This is a genomic window from Ideonella azotifigens (assembly GCF_021043325.1).
GTDB lineage: Bacteria > Pseudomonadota > Gammaproteobacteria > Burkholderiales > Burkholderiaceae_C > Ideonella > Ideonella azotifigens.
In genome coordinates, this window is the sequence record NZ_JAJNKD010000007.1 from 232,812 (window position 1) to 252,674 (window position 19,863).

At 68.4% G+C, this 19,863-nt stretch carries 16 protein-coding genes; 15 read left to right on the forward strand and 1 reads right to left on the reverse strand.

Features of this window, described 5'->3' with window-relative positions; all coding sequences use genetic code 11:
• Window positions 1–112: 112 nt before the first annotated feature.
• Window positions 113–814 (reverse strand): PEP-CTERM sorting domain-containing protein, encoded by a 702-nt coding sequence (locus tag LRH25_RS16970; RefSeq protein WP_141291842.1) that lies wholly within the window; start codon window positions 812–814, stop codon window positions 113–115.
• Between the two features lie 250 nt (window positions 815–1,064).
• Between LRH25_RS16970 and LRH25_RS16975 the strand changes: the two genes are divergently transcribed.
• The 15 genes from LRH25_RS16975 (at window position 1,065) to LRH25_RS17045 (ending at window position 19,858) form a co-directional block, all read left to right on the forward strand.
• Window positions 1,065–4,205: a sensor histidine kinase gene (locus LRH25_RS16975; protein WP_231011740.1), complete on the forward strand. Its 3,141-nt coding sequence runs from the start codon at window positions 1,065–1,067 to the stop codon at window positions 4,203–4,205.
• A gap of 11 nt (window positions 4,206–4,216) precedes the next feature.
• Window positions 4,217–4,870, forward strand: a complete 654-nt coding sequence (locus LRH25_RS16980) for a response regulator transcription factor (protein ID WP_141288246.1) — start codon at window positions 4,217–4,219, stop codon at window positions 4,868–4,870.
• Window positions 4,871–5,081: 211 nt separating this feature from the next.
• Window positions 5,082–6,401 (forward strand): hypothetical protein, encoded by a 1,320-nt coding sequence (locus LRH25_RS16985; protein ID WP_141288245.1) that lies wholly within the window; start codon window positions 5,082–5,084, stop codon window positions 6,399–6,401.
• A gap of 382 nt (window positions 6,402–6,783) precedes the next feature.
• Window positions 6,784–7,734 carry an EpsD family peptidyl-prolyl cis-trans isomerase gene (locus tag LRH25_RS16990; protein ID WP_170200912.1) on the forward strand — a complete coding sequence of 317 codons (951 nt, stop codon included), beginning with the start codon at window positions 6,784–6,786 and terminating at the stop codon, window positions 7,732–7,734.
• A 26-nt stretch (window positions 7,735–7,760) separates the two neighbouring features.
• Window positions 7,761–8,690 carry a polysaccharide export protein EpsE gene (gene epsE, locus LRH25_RS16995; RefSeq protein ID WP_231011744.1) on the forward strand — a complete coding sequence of 310 codons (930 nt, stop codon included), beginning with the start codon at window positions 7,761–7,763 and terminating at the stop codon, window positions 8,688–8,690.
• Window positions 8,691–8,708: 18 nt separating this feature from the next.
• Complete coding sequence (gene epsF / locus LRH25_RS17000) at window positions 8,709–10,133, forward strand: chain length determinant protein EpsF (RefSeq protein ID WP_141288243.1); 1,425 nt, start codon at window positions 8,709–8,711, stop codon at window positions 10,131–10,133.
• A gap of 17 nt (window positions 10,134–10,150) precedes the next feature.
• Window positions 10,151–11,092: a polysaccharide biosynthesis tyrosine autokinase gene (locus tag LRH25_RS17005; protein WP_141288242.1), complete on the forward strand. Its 942-nt coding sequence runs from the start codon at window positions 10,151–10,153 to the stop codon at window positions 11,090–11,092.
• A gap of 16 nt (window positions 11,093–11,108) precedes the next feature.
• A complete protein-coding gene (gene xrtB / locus LRH25_RS17010; RefSeq protein WP_141288241.1) occupies window positions 11,109–11,990 on the forward strand; it encodes an exosortase B in 882 nt (293 codons plus the stop codon).
• Window positions 11,987–12,742: an exosortase-associated protein EpsI, B-type gene (gene epsI, locus LRH25_RS17015; RefSeq protein WP_231011746.1), complete on the forward strand. Its 756-nt coding sequence runs from the start codon at window positions 11,987–11,989 to the stop codon at window positions 12,740–12,742. Before xrtB ends, epsI begins: the two co-directional genes overlap by 4 nt.
• Complete coding sequence (locus LRH25_RS17020; RefSeq protein WP_231011748.1) at window positions 12,739–13,941, forward strand: glycosyltransferase family 4 protein; 1,203 nt, start codon at window positions 12,739–12,741, stop codon at window positions 13,939–13,941. Before epsI ends, LRH25_RS17020 begins: the two co-directional genes overlap by 4 nt.
• Before the next feature lie 33 nt (window positions 13,942–13,974).
• The gene (locus LRH25_RS17025) at window positions 13,975–15,123 is read left to right on the forward strand and encodes a glycosyltransferase (protein WP_141291170.1); all 1,149 of its coding nucleotides are present in this window, start codon (window positions 13,975–13,977) and stop codon (window positions 15,121–15,123) included.
• A gap of 1 nt (window position 15,124) precedes the next feature.
• Window positions 15,125–16,105 (forward strand): glycosyltransferase family 2 protein, encoded by a 981-nt coding sequence (locus tag LRH25_RS17030; protein ID WP_231011749.1) that lies wholly within the window; start codon window positions 15,125–15,127, stop codon window positions 16,103–16,105.
• Window positions 16,105–17,223 (forward strand): glycosyltransferase, encoded by a 1,119-nt coding sequence (locus tag LRH25_RS17035; RefSeq protein WP_231011750.1) that lies wholly within the window; start codon window positions 16,105–16,107, stop codon window positions 17,221–17,223. Before LRH25_RS17030 ends, LRH25_RS17035 begins: the two co-directional genes overlap by 1 nt.
• Window positions 17,220–18,515: an O-antigen ligase family protein gene (locus LRH25_RS17040; protein ID WP_141288476.1), complete on the forward strand. Its 1,296-nt coding sequence runs from the start codon at window positions 17,220–17,222 to the stop codon at window positions 18,513–18,515. Before LRH25_RS17035 ends, LRH25_RS17040 begins: the two co-directional genes overlap by 4 nt.
• A complete protein-coding gene (locus LRH25_RS17045) occupies window positions 18,512–19,858 on the forward strand; it encodes a UDP-glucose dehydrogenase family protein (RefSeq protein WP_141288477.1) in 1,347 nt (448 codons plus the stop codon). The genes LRH25_RS17040 and LRH25_RS17045 overlap by 4 nt, the downstream gene beginning before the upstream one ends.
• The last annotated feature ends 5 nt before the right edge of the window (window positions 19,859–19,863 follow it).

The window sequence follows — 19,863 nt, forward strand, 5'->3', positions numbered from 1 at the left end:
GCGGAGGGCAGAGTGTGCCCCACGCCGGCTGGCTCAACCACAAGGCTCATCGCGAAGATGAACCAGCGGACTCATTACCTGTGCGGGGCGGTCCGCCGACCGCCCGTGCCGTTCACTGCGGCGTGATCTGGCGGATGAACAGGTTGTCCACGCCGACGTTGAAATAGGTGAAGCCGTAGACCCAGCCCGGGATCAGCGTGGTGAAGACGATCTCGTCGGCCCCGGCAATCACGTTGGCGAAGGTGCGGCCTGGCGGCAGCTTGGGCTCGTAGGTCACCGGGTCTTCGGCGCCGTAGCCGCCCCAGCCTTGCGGCAGCGTGGTGGCGGCCGGGTCGGCCACGGTCACCGAGTAGTGCTGCCAGCCCTTGTTGGCCGGGCTCAGCGTGCCGACGATGTACCAGACGGAGGTGTAGGGGTAGCCTTCGGGCGGGTTGTCGTAGTCGCGGATCTCGACGGCCAGGTCGCGCGTGACCGAGTCGTGGAAGAACACGATGTCGTGCACGTTGACGTCCAGGCCGATCTCGAAGGCCTTGCCGGTCTTCAGGTCGCCGGTCCAGCTGGCCTTCTGCTCGCTGAAGGTGATGCCGAAGTCCTCGAACTTGGTCTGCAGCGATGGTGCTTCGTTGCCGGACTTCTTGTTGATGAAGCTGGCGCCACCAATGCCGCCGGGGCCGGTCCAGCCCGAGCTGTTCTTGCTGAAGGTGGCCACGCGCAGGCCTTCGTCTGCGGCTTGCGAAGCCAGCGGCAGGGCCAGTGCGGGCAGCAGCGTGGCGAGGGCGGCCAGCAGCCGGGAGGTGGACAACTTCGAGGGCATGGGCGGTTTCCGTGGGTTGAGGGAGTGTGGAATCAGTTTAGGAACGCGGCCGCCACGGGGCCAGCCCGGATCGTGCAGCCCGGGGGCTACCCTTTCGTGTAATCCGACCGCACACGCCGGACCGGCCGGATGGCGGCCTGCTGCCACAATCGGCCGCAGCAGTGCCCGGGCCGCCTGCCCCGCAGCCCGGTGGTTTTTCTTTCCTGGAGCGGATGGCAGCACGATGATGGCGCGAGCGCGCAGGCCTGCCATGGCGTGGCGATGGATGGTGCTGGTCGCGGCCTTGCTGGCCGGGCTGCCGGGCCGCGTGCTGGCGCTGCCGGCCATGCTGGACCTGGCCCAGTTCCACCATAGCGCCTGGCTGACCCGCGACGGCGCGCCGTCCGAAGTCAACAGCCTGGCGCAGACGGCCGACGGCTACCTCTGGCTGGGCTCGGCCACCGGGCTGTTCCGTTTCGACGGCGTGCATTTCGAGCGCTTCGCGGCCGGCCCCGGCCAGGCCCTGGTGTCGCAAAGCGTGGCCTCGCTGCTGGCGCAGCGCGATGGTGGCTTGTGGATAGGCTACCGCTACGGCGGGCTGAGCCACTGGCAGGACGGGCGCCTGCAGCACGTGGGCCCGGCGCAAGGCCTGCCGACCGGCACCGTGACCGGGCTGGCGCAGCAGGCGGACGGCAGCCTCTGGGTGGCCACGGCCCACGGGCTGGCGCGCCAGCTGGGCGAGCGCTGGCAGACGCTGGGCGCGGCGCAGGGCCTGCCGGACCTGCCGTTCTATGCGGTGGTGGTGGACGGGTCCGATGGCGTCTGGGCGCTGGCGGACGACGCGGGCTATTGCCTGCCGCGAGGCGCGGCGCGCTTTGCCCGCTGCGGCGATTCGCAGGGCCACGGCCAGCTGGCACTGGGCCCGCAGGGCGCCGTGTGGGCGACGAATGGCACGCGTGGCGTCTGGCCGCTGACTGCGGCGCCGCAGGCGCCAGGCCAGCCGCCTGCGCTGTCGCCTTCGCTGCCGGCGCGCGTGGCGATCGAACCCGGCCCGGGCGACCTGAGCACGCTGATGTTCGACCGCGACGGCACGCTGTGGCTGGGCGCGCGCAGCGGCCTGGCGCGGGTGGTCGCGCCGCTCCAGATGCCCGTCGGCGGCTACCTGGGCCTGCCGGACGCGGAGACCGCGCAATGGTTCAAGCCCTCGCAGGGGCTGAGCGGCGAGCTGGTGATGAGCATGCTGGAGGACCGCGAGGGCACGGTCTGGGTGGCGACCACCGGCGGGCTGGACCGCTTCCGGCGCAACAAGCTGACGCGGGTGCTGCTGCCGCCGCAGTCGCTGTGGTTCAGCCTGGCCGCGGGCGAGGGCGGCAAGGTCTGGGCCGGCAGCGTGACCGGCCCTTCGGCGCTGCTGCTGCCCACCGGCGGCACCAGCCCTGGCTTTGTGCGGCAACCGACGCTGGGCCCGCGCATCACCGCGGCCTACCGGGCGCGCAATGGCGAGGTCTGGCTGGGCGGGGCCACCGGGCTGTGGCGCGCGCGCGGCAGCCGGGTCGAGCCGGTGCCCTTGCCGCCGGCCGCGGCGGGCAATCCGCTGCAGGCAATTGGCGAGGACGCCCAGGGGCGGCTGTGGCTCTCCGTGATGCGCGAGGGCATGTTCCGCCGCGAGAGTGGCAACGACGCCAAGGCCTCCGCTGGTGCGGAACGCTGGACGCGCCAGCCGTTGCCGGCTGGTGTCGACTTTGTCTACCCGCTGGCCATCGGGCTGGACCGCCAGGGCGCGCAATGGCTGGCCTTCAATGCCAACCACCTGGTCCGGCTGTCGCCCGGCGAGCCGCGCGAGGCGCGGCATTTCACCGAGGCCGACGGGCTGAGCCTGGGCTCGCCGCTGGCGCTGGACGGCAGCAGCGAGCGCCTGTGGATTGCCGGCGAGCAGGGCGTGGCCTGGTTCGACGGCCAGCGCTTCCACGCGCTGCAGCTGGCTGGCGAGGCGCTGATGGGGGTCTCCGGCCTGGTGCTGGGTGGCGATGGTGGCCTGTGGTTGAACAGCGCGTCCGGCATCCTGCACATTGCGCCGGCCGAGCTGGCCGCGGCGCTGCAGCAGCCGGCGCATGCGGTCACCTTCGAGCGCTTCGACTACCACGACGGGCTGGACGGTGCGCCCTCGCAGCTGCGGCCGATTCCCTCGGCGGTGAAAGGCAGCGACGGGCGCTTGTGGTTCGCGACCACCAACAGCGTGGTCTGGCTGGACCCCAGGCGCATTGCACGCAATCCGCTGCCGCCGCCGGTCCGTTTGCAGGCACTGGTGGCCGACGGCCAGCCGCAGCCGCTGCAGGACGGCCTGCAGCTGGCGGTGGGCACGCGCAGCCTGGAGATTCACTACGCGGGCCTGAGTCTGTCGATGCCGGAGCGGGTGCGCTTTCGCTATCGGCTGCAAGGCGTGGACAGCGACTGGCAGGACGGCGGCACGCGCCGCGCGGCCTACTACACCAACCTCGGCCCTGGCCGCTACCGCTTCGAGGTGCTGGCGGCCAATGAAGACGGCGTGTGGAGCCCGCAGGGGGCGGCGCTGTCGATGCGCATCCTGCCGGCCTTCTACCAGACCTGGTGGTTTCCGCTGATGTGCGTGCCGGTGGTGCTGGGCCTGCTGGCCTGGGCTTTCCGGCTGCGCATGCGCAGCCTCACGCGGCGCCTGAACGAGCGCCACCAGGCTCGCTTGCTGGAGCGCGAGCGCATTGCCCGCGAGCTGCACGACACGCTGCTGCAAAGCGTGCAGGGCCTGCTGCTGCGCTTCCAGTCCGCGGCCGATCGTTTGCCCGAAGACACCCGTGAGCGCGCGGGCCTGACACGGGCGCTGGACCTGGCCGAGCAGGTGCTGGTCGAAGGGCGGGACCGGGTCGGTGCGCTGCGCTCGCCAGACGAACCCGGACCGGCGCTGGACCAGCGGCTGCAGGCCTTGGGCGAGCAACTGGCGCAGGAGCACGGCGTGCCGTTTGAATTGCGGCGCAGCGGCGTGCCGGTGCAGCTGGCGCCGGCCGAGCAGGAGGAGCTGTGGCTGATCGCCCGCGAGGCCTTGCTGAATGCCTTCCACCATGCCGCGGCCAGCCGCGTGCAGCTGACGTTTGCGCAGGGCGCGCAACAGCTTTTGCTGGAGGTGCAGGACGATGGCCGCGGCCTGCCGCCGGAATGGCTGGCCGCTGGCGGCCGGCCCGGCCATTGGGGCCTGGCTGGCCAGCGCGAGCGCGCGGCCCGGCTGGGTGCACGGCTGTCGCTGCAGAGCGCGCCTGGCCAGGGCACGACGCTGCGCCTGGAATGGCAGCGCCGCAGCGCCGGGCCGTGGCAGCATTTGCGGCGCTGGTGGCATGCCGCTGGCGATGGACCGACCCGATCCGACGACACTTCCGATCTCTGACTCCCTCACGCATGACCACCGAAGCGCCTCGCCCCGCCGAACCGCCGCCCCCGATCCGGGTGCTGACGGTGGACGACCACGCGCTGCTGCGCGAGGGCATTGCCAGCATGCTGGCGCAGCAGCCGGACCTGCAGGTGGTGGCCGAGGCGGGCAATGGCCGGGAGGCCGTCGAGGCCTTCCGGCTGCACCGGCCCGATGTCACGCTGATGGACCTGCAGATGCCGCTGATGGGCGGTGTGGAGGCAACGCTTGCGATCCGCGCCGAGTGGCCGCATGCCCGCATTGTCGCGTTGACGACCTACAAGGGTGATGTGCAGATCCGCCGTGCCCTGCAGGCCGGCGTGAGCGGTTACCTGCTCAAGAGCATGCTGCGCAAGGAGCTGGTGGAGGGCATCCGCCAGGTGCATGCCGGCCGGCGCCTGGTGCCGTCGGAAATCGCCGCCGAACTGGCCGAGCATCTGCTGGACGAGGCGCTCAGTCCGCGTGAGATCGAGGTCCTGCGACTGGTCGCCCAGGGCGGCTCCAACAAGCGGGTGGCGAGTTTGCTTACCGTGACGGAAGACACGATCAAGGCCCACATGAAGGGCATTCTTGCCAAATTGGGCGCAGTTGACCGCACGCATGCCGTGACGATCGCGCTGCGGCGGGGCATCATCGAACTCTGATCAGGCCGCGCATCCACCGGGCGGCCTGCTGCCTGTCACGCCGCTGTCAGGCTCGTTGTGCCGGCCCTTCACTTGCTTGCAGCCTGGCGCTGTCTCGTGTTCGGCGTGCTGCCGGCAAAGTGAAGCCGGCTTCAGGGCTTGGGCAAAAGAAATCCGGTGGGCCGCGGCGCATGCCGCAGCAGAGTTTTGTTGCTCCAGGAGGAAGTTGCTCGTGATGCAGTACCGTTTTTCGCACCCGTGGTCGGCGTTTTCGCGCCGTGTGGCCGGCCTGGCAGCATTTGCGCTGGTGGCCGGCGTGCTGGGCTCGCTGGCCAGCATGGCGCCGGCCTGGGCCGGTGTCATCTCGCCGACGGTGAGCTCGCTGTCGGGCACCAACCAGCGCCTGATCTCCTACCGCCACCAGGAGCACATGTGGATCACCGATGACGGCGTCTACCACCTGCTGGCCAACCGCGGTGCGCAGACCAGCGGCGACTCGCTGCAGCTCTACAACAGCACCGATGGCATCACCTGGACGGCGGCACTTTCGCTGGCGGGCACCGGGGCCAAGAGCACGTCGGATGGTTCGCTGAGCAACGGCGTCCTGTCGGTGGTCTATTCCGGCTCGTCCGACGAGATCCTGTTTGCCCCGCTGAAGTACGACCCGACGACGCAGGTCTGGCAGATGAAGGGCCCGGGTCAGACCGTGCGACCCAAGACGCCCGGCGGCTCCGCCGGTGCCACCAATCCCAGCCTGGTGCAGGACCGTGCCGGCAACTTCTGGGTCTCCTTCGTCGAGCAGGACAACGTCACCGGCACCTCGGTGCTGGTGCTCTACTACCGCGTCGCCGGTGGCAACACCTGGATCAACACCGGCGTCACCTTCGGCCCGCAGGACGCGTTGTCGACACTGGATTCACCACAGCGCAGCGCCCGCCTGGTGCTGACGCCGAATGGCATTGGCGTGGTGTATTCGGTTCGCGAAGGCATCTTCTGGCAGCAACGCCCGGCTGGCGGCACGCCGCAGGATCCGTGGCAGGCGCAGCAGACGCTGGACCCGGGCGACCCGAACAATGTCGACACCGACCCGATGGCCAGCCACTTCAGCCTGGCCACGGACGACCAGGGCTACATGCACCTGGCCTTCGTCAATGCCGGCTTCCCGTTCTACCTGCGCTACAACGCTGCTGCCAACGTGCTGGCCTGGTCCGTGCCCGCCACCCAGCTGACCAGCGACAGCATCAACGCGGGCTACCCGCAGATGAGCTGGATGGGCGGCTCGCAAGTGGCGCTGGTGGTCAATGCCGGCTCGATGCCGCGGCTCTACCAGTCGGCCTCGCGCGGTGCCAAGGGCAGCTTCGTCTGCACCGACCGCATGACCCATCCGCAGGCCACCACCGACAACGGCCTGAACTTCGACCACCCGCGCATCGAGACGCCTTCGAAGGTGCCGTCAGGCGTCTCGCCAATGCTGATGCAGTACACCAAGAACGGTGTGCAGAAGGCCTATGCCTACAGCTTCGACGCCAGCAGCGTCGCTGGCTGCCAGTGAAGGCAGCAGGGTCTTTGTTCGCAGCGCCGCACGGCAGGTGAGCGAGCCGGCGATTCACTGAAAAACGTGTTTTCTCATGAGGCCGCCCGGGCCATGCCCGGGCGGCCTTTTTCACGTCTGCACCACAGCTGCGCATGCTTCTTGCTCAGGGCTTACCCCGAGTTAATCGCCCTTTGGGTCCGGCCAGCGCATGTTGCGCAGGGCGGGTTCGATGGTGTGTGGTGTGGGTTGCGGGGTCGACTGTCAGGGGTCGGCCGTGCCTCCCGCCCTTGGTGGTGGGGTGAGGTTCAGGTTTGCCCCCGGTTCGTCAAGCGCCTGCAGAGCGCGGCGTCCGGGTCCTGGACAAAACCCCGTACCGGCGATCTCGCCAGATGGGAGTGTCATGTCAAGAAGCAGTACCAGGCCGGCAGCGGCCGGCTTGCTGGTCGGCCTCGCGGCCGCCGCAATGCTGGCGGGTTGCGGCCGCAGCAGTGAGTCCTCGGTCGCCACCCAGGTCGCCGTGCGCGTCAATGAACGCGACATCACTGTGCATCAGATCAATCAGCAACTGGCCCAAAGCCGACAGTTGGGGCCCGAGCAGGTCCAGGCTGCCAGCCGGGAGGTGCTGGAGCGGCTGATCGACCAGGAGCTGGCGCTGCAGCAGGCGCTGGACCAGAAGGTCGACCGCGAGCCGACCGTGGTGGCCGCCATCGAGGCCGCCAGGCGCGACGTGATCGCCCGTGCCTACATCGAACGCATCATCGGCGGTGTTGGCGCGCCGAATGCCACCGAGGTCCAGGCCTACTACCGGGCTCATCCCGAGCTGTTTGCCGAGCGCCAGATTTACACGCTGGTGCAAATGGACGTTGCGTTGCCAGAAGCCCGCCTGCCCGAGCTGCAGGCCAAGGCGCAGGAAGGCAAGGGCGTGGAGGCCGTCGCCAGTTGGGCGGCCAGCCAGTCGCTGGCGCACGCATCCACCCAGTCGACCCAGGCGGCAGAGACCCTGCCACTGGATCTCGTGCCGCAACTCGCCGCACTGCCGGCCGGGCATGGCGCTGTCCAGGCGGCCAACGGCGGGGCGCATGTCTGGTTCGTCACGGCGCGCCAGTCCTCGCCGGTGGCACTGGACCAGGCCCGGCCGGTGATCGAGCAGGCGCTGGTCAACGAACACAAGCGCCTGGCGGCGCTGGCCGAGGTCAAGCGGCTGCGCGGCACAGCGAAGCTGGAATACCAGGGGCCGTTTGCGGGTGCCGGTCCGGTGAAGACGGTGGCCCAGGCGGAGCCCGCTGCAGCCGCCGCCTCCGGCACCGCACTTGACGATGGGCAGCTGAAAAAAGGCCTGGGATTGCCATGATTGTTGTACCTGTTTCCTTTTGTGACATGGCTGCCGCCGTGCTGCCCCGTGGTGCGGCGCTGCTGGCCGCATGGCAGCGCATGCGAACCCGCTGCAAGGCTGCCGCCGCGATGGCCGCGGCAGCCTTGCTGATGTCCACCTCGCCTGCCTCCGGCTGGGCCCAGGGCGCGGCAGCCGCAGTGGGTGTTTCGCCCAGCGCTGCGGCGACCGCGCCAGCCGCGCCGCTGGCCGAATACCGGCTGGGTGGCGGTGACCTGGTGCGCGTGCTGGTCTACCAGAACCCGGACCTGACGATGGAAACCCGGTTGTCCGACAACGGGCTCATTTCCTATCCCCTGCTGGGTGCGCTGAAACTGGGCGGCTTGACGGTTGGCGAGTCAGAGCGAGTGATCGCTGACGGGTTGCGCAAGGGCGATTTCGTCAAGAACCCGCAGGTCAGCGTGCTGTTGATGACGGCGCGCAGCAGCCAGGTCAGCGTGCTCGGCCAGGTGCAGCGGCCGGGTCGCTATCCCCTCGAAACCGCGCAGACCCGTCTCAGTGACGTGCTGGCGCAGGCTGGCGGCATCCAGCCTTCGCTGGGCAGCGACCAGATCACCGTGGTCGGCATTCGTGATGGCAAGGCCTTTCGCAAGCTGGTCGACCTGCCGCAGGTCTTCAGCGGTGAGCAGCGGCCCGACGACATCATGCTGCAGGGCAACGACGTGATCTTCGTCGACCGCGCGCCGGTGTTCTTCATCTATGGCCAGGTGCAAAAGCCCGGCATGTTGCGCCTGGAGCGCGGCATGACGCTGCTGCAAGGCCTGGCGGCCGGCGGCGGCTTGACGCTGCGCGGGACCGACAAGGGCATTCGCCTGCACCGCCGCATGCTGGACGGCCATACCGCGGTCGTCGAGCCCGGCATGGACGACGCGCTGCGCGACGGCGACGTGATCTACGTGCGCGAAAGCCTGTTCTGAGCGGAGACGCAAGCCATCATGACCCTCTCACTGCCCCAATTCATTGCCGTGTTGCAAGGCCGCTGGAAGCTGGCGCTCGCGGTGCTCGCGACCACCGTGCTGCTGGCGATGGCCGTGACGCTGTTGATGACCAAGAAGTACACCGCCTCGGCCAGTGTGGTGATGGACGTCAAGCCTGACCCGCTGACCGGCATGGTGGCTGGCGGCGGCGTCAATGCAACGCTGATGGCCACGCAGGTCGACATCGTCGAGAGTGATCGTGTGACGCGCCGTGTGATCCAGAACCTGAAGCTGGATCAGAACCCGGCGTTGCGCGCCGCCTGGCTGTCGGCGACCAACGGCGTGGGCACGGTGGAAGACTGGCTGGCCAGGGTGCTTGCGGTTTCGCTGGACGTGCGTCCGAGCCGCGAGAGCAACGTGATGTTCGTCAGCTATGAAGCGGCCGATCCCGACTTCGCCGCGACGATGGCGAATGCCTATGTGCAGGCCTACATGCAGACGACGCTGGAATTGCGGGTCGACCCCGCCCGGCAGTACAGCGACTTCTTCGACCAGCGCAGCAAGGATGCACGCAACACGCTGGAGGCCGCGCAGGCCAAGCTGAGCGCCTTTCAGCGTGAGCACGGCGTGATCGGCAGCGACGAGCGCATCGACGTGGAGACCATGCGGCTCAATGAACTCAGCAGCCAGTTGGTGACACTGCAGGCCCTGTCGTCCGAAAGCCAGAGTCGTCAGGCACAGGTCCGTGGCGGCCACTCCGATCAACTCGCCGAAACGCTGACCAACCCGGTCGTGTCTAGCCTGAAGCTCGACCTGGGGCGGGCCGAGGGCAACCTCAAGGAACTCGGCATGCGTTTGGGTGCCAACCACCCTCAGGTCCAGCAGGCCCAGACCCAGGTCGCCGAGTTGCGTAACCGGCTGGCCAGCGAAATGGCGCGTGCCTCCGGCAGCGTTGGCGTGAGTGCCAGCATCAATGCTGCGCGCTTGGGTGATCTGCGCACCCAGTTGGACCAGCAACGTACCAAATTGCTGTCGCTCAAGCAGGTCAGAGACAGCATGGGCGTGCTGCAGCGTGACGTGGATAACGCGCAGCGTGTCTACGACCTTCTGGCGGGCCGACAAAGCCAGACGGCGCTTGAAACCCATGTGCAGCAATCCAACGTGAATCCGCTGAGCCCTGCCGTGGTGCCCGCCAGTGCGTCATCGCCCAAGCGCCTGCTCAACCTGGTGGCCTCGGTTTTCGCCGGCCTGTTCTTCGCCGCGCTCGCTGCACTGGTGGCCGAATTGCGTGACCGCAGGGTGCGTGGCCCAGGAGATCTGGTGCAGGCGCTGGGCTTGCCGATGCTGGGCGTGTTGCCGACACCGCGCAACCCCAAGCTGAACGCCCAACAACTCAAGCAGCGCGTGGTCACCGGCCGCGCGCTGACCCCGGCCCGCCGTTGAAGCCAAGGAGCGATTCGATGAATTTGCAGGACATCCTCGCCCCCCGCCCGAAGGCGGCCAGGCCCATGCCGTCGGATGCCGAAGACGGCACGCCATCGCACACCCCTGCGGACGGCACGCGCACGCTGGGCGAGATCCTTGCCGAGCTGCGCCAGCTGTCGCCCGAACAGATCGAGAAAGTGGGCAGCCACCAGCGCGAGAACGGCCTGCGTTTTGGCGAGGCCGCCATCGAGCTCGGCCTGGTGTCGCACGACGACGTGCTGCGTGCGCTGTCGCTGCAGTTCAACTATGCCTACGGCAGCGACGAGAGCCAGCGCCTCAGCCCCGAGCTGGTCGCGCTGAACCAGCCGTTTGGCCACCAGGCCGAGGCCTTCCGCATGATCCGCTCGCAACTGCAGCTGCGCCTGGGCGGTGCCGAAGGGCCGGTGCGCACGCGCCGGCGCGCGCTGGCCGTGGTCAGCCCCAATTCCGAAGATGGCAAGACCTATTTCTGCGCCAACCTGGCGGTGGCGCTGAGCCAGCTGGGCCAGCGCACGCTGGTGGTCGACGCCGACCTTCGCGGCCCGCGGCTGCACGAGGTGTTCGGTGTGCCCAACGACCTGGGCCTGTCGGGCCTGCTGTCCGGCCGCCATGGCGACTCGGTGATCAAGCCGGTGCCCGGTGTGCCGGATCTGTTTGTCTGCCCGGCTGGCACCCGCCCGCCGAATCCTCTGGAGCTGCTGGAGCGCCCGGCCTTCGGTTTGCTGATGCACGAGCTGCAGCAGCGCTTCGACCATGTCATCGTCGACACGCCGGCTGCCGAATACGGCGCGGATGCATTGGTGGTCTCCGCCCGCTGTGGCCAGGCGCTGGTGCTGGCGCGCAAGCATGCCAGTCAGGTGGCCACGCTGCAGGAACTGAGCGCCTTGCTGAGTGCCGCCAACACCACGCTGACCGGCGTGGTGATGAACGACCGCTGAGCGGGTGCACAGCCTGATGAGCTCGGTGCTGAGCCCCTCCCGACCGCTGCGCTCCGGCCAGGCGGCGTGGGCATGGGGCTGGCTGGCGCTGGGGCTGGCGGTGATGTATGTGCCGGCCCTGCTGGCGCTGGCACGTGATCTGTGGGGCACCGACCGGCAGGGCCATGGCCCGCTGGTGCTGCTGGTGGCCGGCTGGTTGTTCTGGCGCCAGTGGCCGGCGCTGAATGCCGCGGACGGGCGCCGGCCCGCCCTTGTTGCCGGTTGGCTGCTGCTGGTCGCGGGCTTGCTGCTCTACGTGCTGGGTCGATCGCAATCGACCTACGTGTTCGAGATCGGTTCGCTGATTCCGATGGTGGCGGCCTGCGTGCTGCTGCAGCAGGGTGGCGCTGGCCTGCGCACCGTGGCCTTCCCGTTGTTTTTCCTGCTGTTCGTCGTGCCGTTGCCCGACAGCTGGGTCGACCTGCTGACCCAGCCGATGAAGGCTGCCGTTTCTGCCGTCGCCGAATGGCTGCTGCGCAGCCTGGGCTACCCAATTGCCCGCACCGGCGTGGTCCTGCAGATCGGGCAGTACCAATTGCTGGTGGCCGATGCCTGCGCCGGCATCCAGTCGCTGTTCACGCTGGAAGCGCTGGGATTGCTGTACCTGAATGTGGTGCGGCATTCTTCGGCGCTGCGCAATGTGGCGTTGGCGATCCTGGTGGTGCCGGTCAGCTTCACGGCCAACGTGGTGCGGGTGGCGGCGCTGTGCCTGATCACTTACCACCTGGGCGATGCAGTGGGGCAGGGCTTCCTGCACCAGTTCTCCGGGCTGCTGCTGTTCCTCACGGCCTTGCTGCTGATCATCGCCGTGGACAGCGGCCTGCGCCGGCTGTCCCTGGCACGCGGAGGCAAGCAATGAGCGGCGTGACCAGCCTGCCGCCGGTGCCGCCCTTGTCAGAGCGCCGGACCGATCCGGTGCGGCGCGCGGTGCTGGCCGCCGGCTTGATGGCGGGCGCGGCCTGGGTCGCGGCGCAAGTCACGCCGCGCCAGCCCCTGGTCGGCCGCATCGGTCGGCTGGACCTGGCGCATGACGTGCCGGAACGCTTCGCGGGGTGGCAGCTGGATCCCCAGGGCGAGGTGCTGGTCGTCAACCCGGAGCAGCAGGCCTTCATTGACCGGATCTACAGCCAGACGCTGAGCCGCGTGTACCTGGACGGGGCAGGACAGCGCGTGATGCTCTCGGTGGCCTACGGCGAGGACCAGCGCCGCGGCTCCGCGTTGCACGAGCCGGAGATTTGCTACCCCGCGCAGGGCTTTCGCATTCAGCGCCGATCACAGGGTGAAGTGCGGTGGATGGATGGCGCACGGTCATCCGCGGTGTTGCCGGTTCAGCGGCTTGAGACCGTGCTCAACGCACAGCGCTTCGAGCCGCTCAGCTACTGGATCGTGATCGGCCGGCGCCGGGTGGTGGGTGCGCTGGAACGCAAGCTGGCGCTCTATCACTATGGCCTTCAGGGGCTGATTGCCGACGGCATGATCGTGCGTGTCTCAACCGTTGGCCGCGACAGCGCACAGGAATTTGCGCTGCAAGCGCGGTTCATTGCCGAGCTGCTGGCGACCCTGCCCGAACCGGTGCGCAGCCGGCTGGCTGGTCGGGAGGAACCCGCATGACCCAGGTGCTGATGCTGACCTGCCAGTACATGCCCGATGTGTTTGGTGGCGCCGAGAAGCAATGCCAACGCGTGGCCACTGGCCTGGCGGCCCACGGCCAGCAGGTGCAGGTGCTGACCTCGACCCAGCAGTGGGCCGCGCGTGGCCTGAGCCAGGAGGCCGCCGTCGCGGTGCACCGGCTGTGGGTGCCGGCGGCGCCGGATCTGCTCGGTCGCTGGCTGTTGTTCTCGCTGTGGTGGTGGCTGGCCGTGATGGCCTGGGGCTGGCGGCACCGCCGCAGCATCGACGTGGTGCATTGCCACCAGGGCAAGTTCGGCGCCTTTGTCGGCACCTGCCTGGGCCGGCTGCTGGGCAAGCCGGTGCTGATCAAGATCGGCAACTCCGAAGACGAGATGGACCTGCGCTGCCTGCAGCGCAAGGCGCTGGTCGGCAAGCCGATGACGCGCTTCGTGCTGCGCCAGCGGCCCTTGTTCGTCGCGATCTCGGCTGTCATCGAGCGCAACCTGCGCGAGTTCGGCTGCCAGGACGTGCTGCGCATTCCGAATGGGGTGCCGGTCAGCCTGGCGCAGCCAGCGCCAGAGTCCGGTGCTGCGGGTGCGTTGTCAGATGGGCCGCAGTTTTTCTATCACGGCCGCATCGAAGAGATCAAACGCGTGGACGTGCTGATCGCTGCGTTTGCCGCACTGGTGCCCGAGCTGCCGCCTGGCAGCAAGCTGCACATCGTCGGGGATGGCGCTGGCCTGCCGGCCGCGCGCGCTGCCGCCGCGGCGCTGGGGCCCCTGGCCGCGCGAGTGGTGTTCCATGGTGCACTGCCGCAGGCCGTGGCCTTTGTGCAGCGCTTCGATGTGTTCGTCAACGCTTCGCGGGCCGAGGGCTTTTCCAACTCCCTGCTGGAGGCCCTGGTGCTGGGCAAGCCGATGGTCTCCACGCCGGTCAGCGGCGCGGCCGAGGCCATCGTCGACGGCGTCAATGGCCAGCTGGCCACTGCTTTCGACGCAGCTGCGTTGGCCGCGGCCATGCGCCGTGCGCTGCCGCTGCTGGACGCCGAAGGTCTGGTTCGGGCCCAGGCGGCCTCGGCCCGGCTGGTCGACGAAGTGTTTGCCATGCCGCGGGTGGTGCAGCGCTACGAGGCGCTGTACCCGCGGCTGGTCGAGGCCGCGGGCAGTGCCGGTGCAGCCGGCGCCGCCGGTTGGTCCTGAAGCCTCATTCACGCACGACAGGGAGAAAACACAATGAAAGTGCTGATCGGCATGACACGCTCGGACACCACGCTGTCCGGGTCCTTCACCCACATCTGCCAGACCGGCGAGGCCTTCCGTGCCCGTGGCGCCGAGGTGGTCTATGTGCTGGGCGGCCAGGGCCCCGCCAACGAGCGGCTGCGCCAGGCCGGCTTCAAGGTCCACGAGTTGCCACAGCTGCACCGCGAGCTGCGCCCGCTGCGCGATGTGCTGGTGCTGCTGCAGCTGATGTGGCTGCTGGTCAAGGAGCGCCCGCAGGTCACCTCCTGGCACACCGCGAAGATCGGCGCGCTGGGCCGCGTGGCGGCCATGCTGACGCTGCGCCGGGCCTACTACGTCGCCCACGGCGTGCCCTTCGTCAACACCCCGCAGAACAGCGGCTACAAGCTCTACGAGCGGCTGGAGCGGCTGCTGGCCTGGTTGCCGGCGCGCATCATCTGCGTCTGCCGCTTCGACTTCAACGAGTACCGGCGCATCGGTGTCGGTGCCGACAAGCTGATGACCATCCCGAATGGCATGAACGGCATTGACACCAGCGGCGCGCTGTCGGACGCGGCCAGTGGGAGCCGCCCGCTGCGCTTCGTGACTGCCGCGCGTTTCGAGACCCAGAAGGACTACGTGACGCTGGCCGCCGCCTGCCGACGGCTGACCGATGCCGGCCTGCGTTTCGAGCTGCACATCTTCGGCAATGGCTCGCAGGAGGCCCAGGTGCGGCAGCTGATGGCCGGGCTGCCCGACGGCACGATCCACTTCCGTGGCGTGGTCGACAACTTTGCCGCGCAGCTGACCGAGCATGACGTGTTCGTGCTTTGCAGCCACTGGGAAGGGCTGCCGCGCAGCATCATCGAAGCCATGGCCTGCGGCCGTCCGGTGATTGCCAGCGACGTGGGCGGTGTCTCGGAGCTGATCGAGTCCGGCCGCAACGGCGAACTGATCGGGCAGGGCGACGCCGGCGCGTTCGCCAGCGCGATGCGGCGCTACATCGAGCAGCCTGCGCTGTGCCGCGCGCATGGTGAACACAGCCGCCGCAAATACCAGGCCGACTACACGCTGGACGTGATGCTGAGCCGTTATTGCGCCGAGTACCTGGGCGCGCCGCTGCCGGCCGCCAGCCCGGTCAGCCAGGCCAAGCAGGGGGCTTGAGATGGCGGCATTGCTGACGCTGATCTGCCCGGTCTACAAGGCTGGAGAACACATTGTTGCGCTGATCGACAGCCTGATCTCCGCCGTCAACAGCGAGCAGGTCAAGCTGATCTTCGTTGACGATGCCAGCCCGGACGACTCGGTGGCCCGCGCCCAGGCGCGGTTGGCCGAACGTGCCGGCGTGGTCCGCTTTGGCGTCGAATGGTGCCTGCAGCCGGTCAACCAGGGCGTGGCTGCAGCGCGCAACATGGCGCTGGACCGGGTCAGCACGCCGTATGTGGGCATGGTCGACTCGGATGACCTGCTGGATCCGGCCTACCTCACGGTGCTGCGCCCGCTGATGCTGCAGCGCCGCTGGGACATCATCGAGTTCGGCTTCCGTGAATTCAGTGCCGCCAAGCCAGCGCTGCTCAGCGGACCGGGCGCGCCGCCCAGCGGACGCCTGCTGCCGTCGTCGCAGCTCAATCCCTTCGAAACCGGCTTCTTCTCCTGGAGCCGCGTGTACGCGACACCGTTGCTGGCGGCCGTGCGCTATCCGCGGGGCACGGTCTACGAAGACGTGCATTTCGTGGCCGAAGCCTTTGCGCGCAGCACCCGCAGCGTTCGCACCAGCGACGTGCTGCTGCACTACCGCCGCCATCCGAATTCGATCACCGCGACGCGCGACCGGCGCTATGCCGACCATTTGCGCAACCTCGTCGGCGGCGTATTGGCCGGCCTCAGCCATCACCGGCAACAGCAGCGCCTGCTGCACCTGCTGGCGCGGCGCTGCGTGCGGGTGCTGCTCAAGGGCTTGCGCATCAAGCCGGCCGACGAGCGCCGCGCCTTCCTCGCCGCCTGCCACGCGCCGCTGCAGCAACTGGCGGGCGCGTTGCGCACCGAGCGCGCGGGCTGGCGCGCCATGGCCTGGCTGTGGGTCTGCCAGCGCATTGTGGGCAGCCCCTTGGCTTCCGGCGGTGGCCAGCAGGTGGGGAGTCTCTGATGCGGGTCTTGCATGTGCTGCGGGACCTGTCGCGCAACGGTGGCGTGCAGCGGCTGGTGCATGACCTGGCGCTGGCCGGATTGCGGCGTGGCCAGCAGCCAGAGGTCGTGGTGTTCCACCGCGAGCCGGGGCTGGACTATGCCGACGCGCTGCGTGCCGCTGGCGTGCCTGTGCACCATGTGGCGCGCTGGCAATGGCTGCGGCTGGCCGGCCTGCTGAGGCGGGCCGACGCGGTGCATGCCCACCTGTTCCCCGCGCTGTACCTGGTGGGCCTGATGAAGCCCGGCAGCGTCTACACCGAACACAACACCACCAACAACCGCCGCAAGCGCGCCTGGCTGCAGCCGGCCGAGCGCTTCATGTACCGGCGCTATCGCCATGTGACCTGCATCAGCCCGGAGGTGCAGCAAGCCTTGCGCGGCTTTCTGGGCACGGGTGCAGACGACAACAGCTGCGTGATCTACAACGGCGTGAACCAGCCCGCGCTGGCCGCCCAGGCCCAGGCCGCGCGGCAGGGGTTGGCGACCAAAGAAGGTGCCGCAGTGCGTGGCTACAGGCTGGCCATGGTCGGCAGCATGACGCCGAAGAAGGACCAGGCCACCTTGATCCGAGCGCTGGCCAGGCTGCCGGCGCAGGGGGGCCAACCGGCGTCGCTGCACCTGGCTGGCGATGGCCCGGAGCGCGAGGCGCTGCTGGCGCTGGCGCGGGCCGAAGGCGTGGCCGGGCAGGTGGTGTTCCACGGCGTGGTGGCCGACGTGCCGGCTTGGCTGGCTGGCATGGACCTGTATGTGCAATCCTCCAAATGGGAAGGCTTTGGGCTGGCCGCCATCGAGGCCATGGCCTGCGGCCTGCCGGTGCTGTGCGCCGATGTGCCGGGCCTGAGCCAGTTGGCCAACGACAGTTCACTGCTGTTCAAGCAAGGCGATGCCGACCAACTGGCCGCGATGGTGCAGGACTGCCGCAGCAACCCGGCCCGTCACGCGCACTTGCTGGCGGTTGGCCAGGAGACGGCGGCGCGCTACAGCGTGGAGACCCTGGCCGCAGAGCTGGAGCGCCTGTATGCCGCGCCAACGCCCTCGGCGCCGCCTGGCGCGGCCCAGCCGAGAGGGGCGGCATGAGCAAGCACTTCACGGCCGATGCAGCGGCACCCTCGCTTGCCGCGCAAGGCGTCCTGCCATCTGCGGCACGCAGTGACGTGCTGTTGGTCATCATGGCCGCCGCTGTTGTGCCGCTGTACCTGTCGATGTTCCGCTTTGGTGGCGGTGGTGTGCTGGTGAGGCTGGCGGACCTGCTGGCGCTGGCGCTCATCATTGGCACCTTCTGGACCCAGCCGGCCATCGGCCGCGCGTTCCAGCGGCCGCACTGCCTGATGCTGATGGCGCTGGTGCTGGGCGTGCTGATCCAGGGCATGCTGATGAACCGGGTCAAGGTCTCGCTCAAGGAGGCGATCCAACTGGCCTTCGTGCTGGTCGTGGTCACCACCGTGGGCTGGCATGCCGAACGCGATCCGACGCGCTTCCTGAAGTGGTTCATTGGCGTCGGGGTGGTTGCGATGCTGCACACCGTTGCCATCCACATTGCGGGCGGCAACTACGTGCGCTACAAGCTTGCTGGCGACGCGCGCTACATCTTCGGCGTGGTCAGCGCAGTGCTGTTGCTGGCCTGGCGCCAGGCTGGTTGGCGGGGCGCCTGCGGCTGGCTGTTCCTGATGAGCTTGCCGCCCTTGGTGGCCAGCATGGAACGCAAGGGCCTGTTGGGCGTCATCTTGATTGCGCTCGGGCTTGCCTTGGCGGGGTTGCTGCGCAGTTTTCGTGTCAGTGCGTGGATTGCCTTGCTGCTGGCCGTGCTGCTGGGCTTGGCGATGTTCAGTCTGGAGCACGACGCCTTGATCGACGCCCTCGCGCTGGCCGAAAAGAACAACTACTTCGTCGACCAGAGCGAAGCACTGTGGGACTCCAATACCCACCGCACTGCGCTGTTGTTGAACGGCGTGGACATCGTGCAGAAGCAGCCCTGGTTCGGCAGCGGCGCCGACAGCCTGCGCGAGCAGATGGGCGTTTACTTCAGTGACTCGCGCCTGTCCAACAGCACGCACAACTTCTTCCTCGACAACCTGATCAAGTACGGCCTGCTCGGTGGTGGCTTGTTTTTTGCTGCGATCTTCACGGGCCTGCGTCGTGCGATGCGGCTGTCGGATTCACCGCTCGAAGCTGGCTTGTTCAGCGTCTACATGCTGTTCGCGGTGTTCTTCATTTCCGATGGCCAGGCAGTGACTGTGATGGCCCTGCTGCCCACCTTCATCGGGCTGGCCTTCAACCGCCGACCCACGGCCGACGCACAGGCGAGTTGCCGAGCGTCCGCCGCCTTTTCTTCTCCCGTTTCTCTTTCACCCTCAGGAGCACTGCAATGAAAATTACCGTCGTTGGCACTGGATATGTTGGCCTTGTCACCGGCGCTTGCCTGGCAGACATGGGCAACCACGTGGTCTGCCTGGATGTGGATGAACGCAAGATCCGCGTGCTCAACGAGGGCGGCATCCCCATCCACGAACCGGGACTGGACGTGGTGGTCAAGCGCAACGTGGCAGCTGGCCGCCTGCAGTTCACCACCGATGTGGCGGCCTCGGTGGCCCACGGCACGCTGCAGTTCATCGCGGTCGGCACGCCGCCGGACGAAGACGGTTCGGCCGACCTGCAATACGTGCTGGCCGCAGCCCGCAACATCGGCCGCCTGGCCACCGACTACAAGCTGGTCATCGACAAGAGCACCGTGCCGGTGGGCACCGCCGACAAGGTGCAGGCGGCGATTGACGACGAGCTGGGCAAGCGCGGCCTGGACCTGGCGTTCTCTGTGGCGTCCAACCCCGAATTCCTGAAGGAAGGCGCGGCGGTCGAGGACTTCATGCGGCCGGACCGCATCGTCGTCGGTGTGTCGGATGAGCGTGCGGCGAACCTGTTGCGTGCGATCTACGCGCCATTCCAGCGCACCCGCGACAAGCTGGTGGTGATGGACCTGCGCTCGGCCGAGCTGACCAAGTACGCTGCCAACGCGATGCTGGCCACGCGCATCTCGTTCATGAACGAGCTGGCGCTGCTGGCCGAGAAGATGGGGGCCGACATCGAACTGGTGCGCCAGGGCATTGGCTCCGATCCGCGCATCGGCTACCACTTCCTTTACGCCGGCTGCGGCTACGGTGGCTCCTGCTTCCCGAAGGACGTGAAGGCGCTGATCCGCACCGCGTCTGACCAGGGCCAGGACCTGAAGGTGCTGCAGGCCGTCGAAGATGCCAACGACCACCAGAAGACCGTGCTGACGCGCAAGGTGCTGGCCCGCTTCGGTCAGGACCTGAGCGGCCGGCGCTTCGCGCTGTGGGGCCTGGCCTTCAAGCCCAACACCGACGACATGCGTGAAGCCACCAGCCGCGTGGTGATCGACGAGTTGCTGGCACGCGGCGCGACCGTGACCGCCTATGACCCGGTGGCCACCGAAGAGGCCAAGCGCATCTTCGGCGACGAGCCGCGCATCACCTACGCCCAGGGGCCGATGGAGGCGCTGGAAGGTGCCGAGGCGCTGCTGATCATCACCGAGTGGAAGGAATTCCGCAGCCCTGACTTCGATCGCCTGAAGACCGCGCTGAAGCAGCCGGTGGTGTTCGACGGCCGCAACCTCTACGAGCCGGCGCTGATGCGCGACTTTGGCATCGAGTACCACGCCATCGGCCGTTCGGTGCGTGCCCAGGCGGCACTGGCCTGAACGCG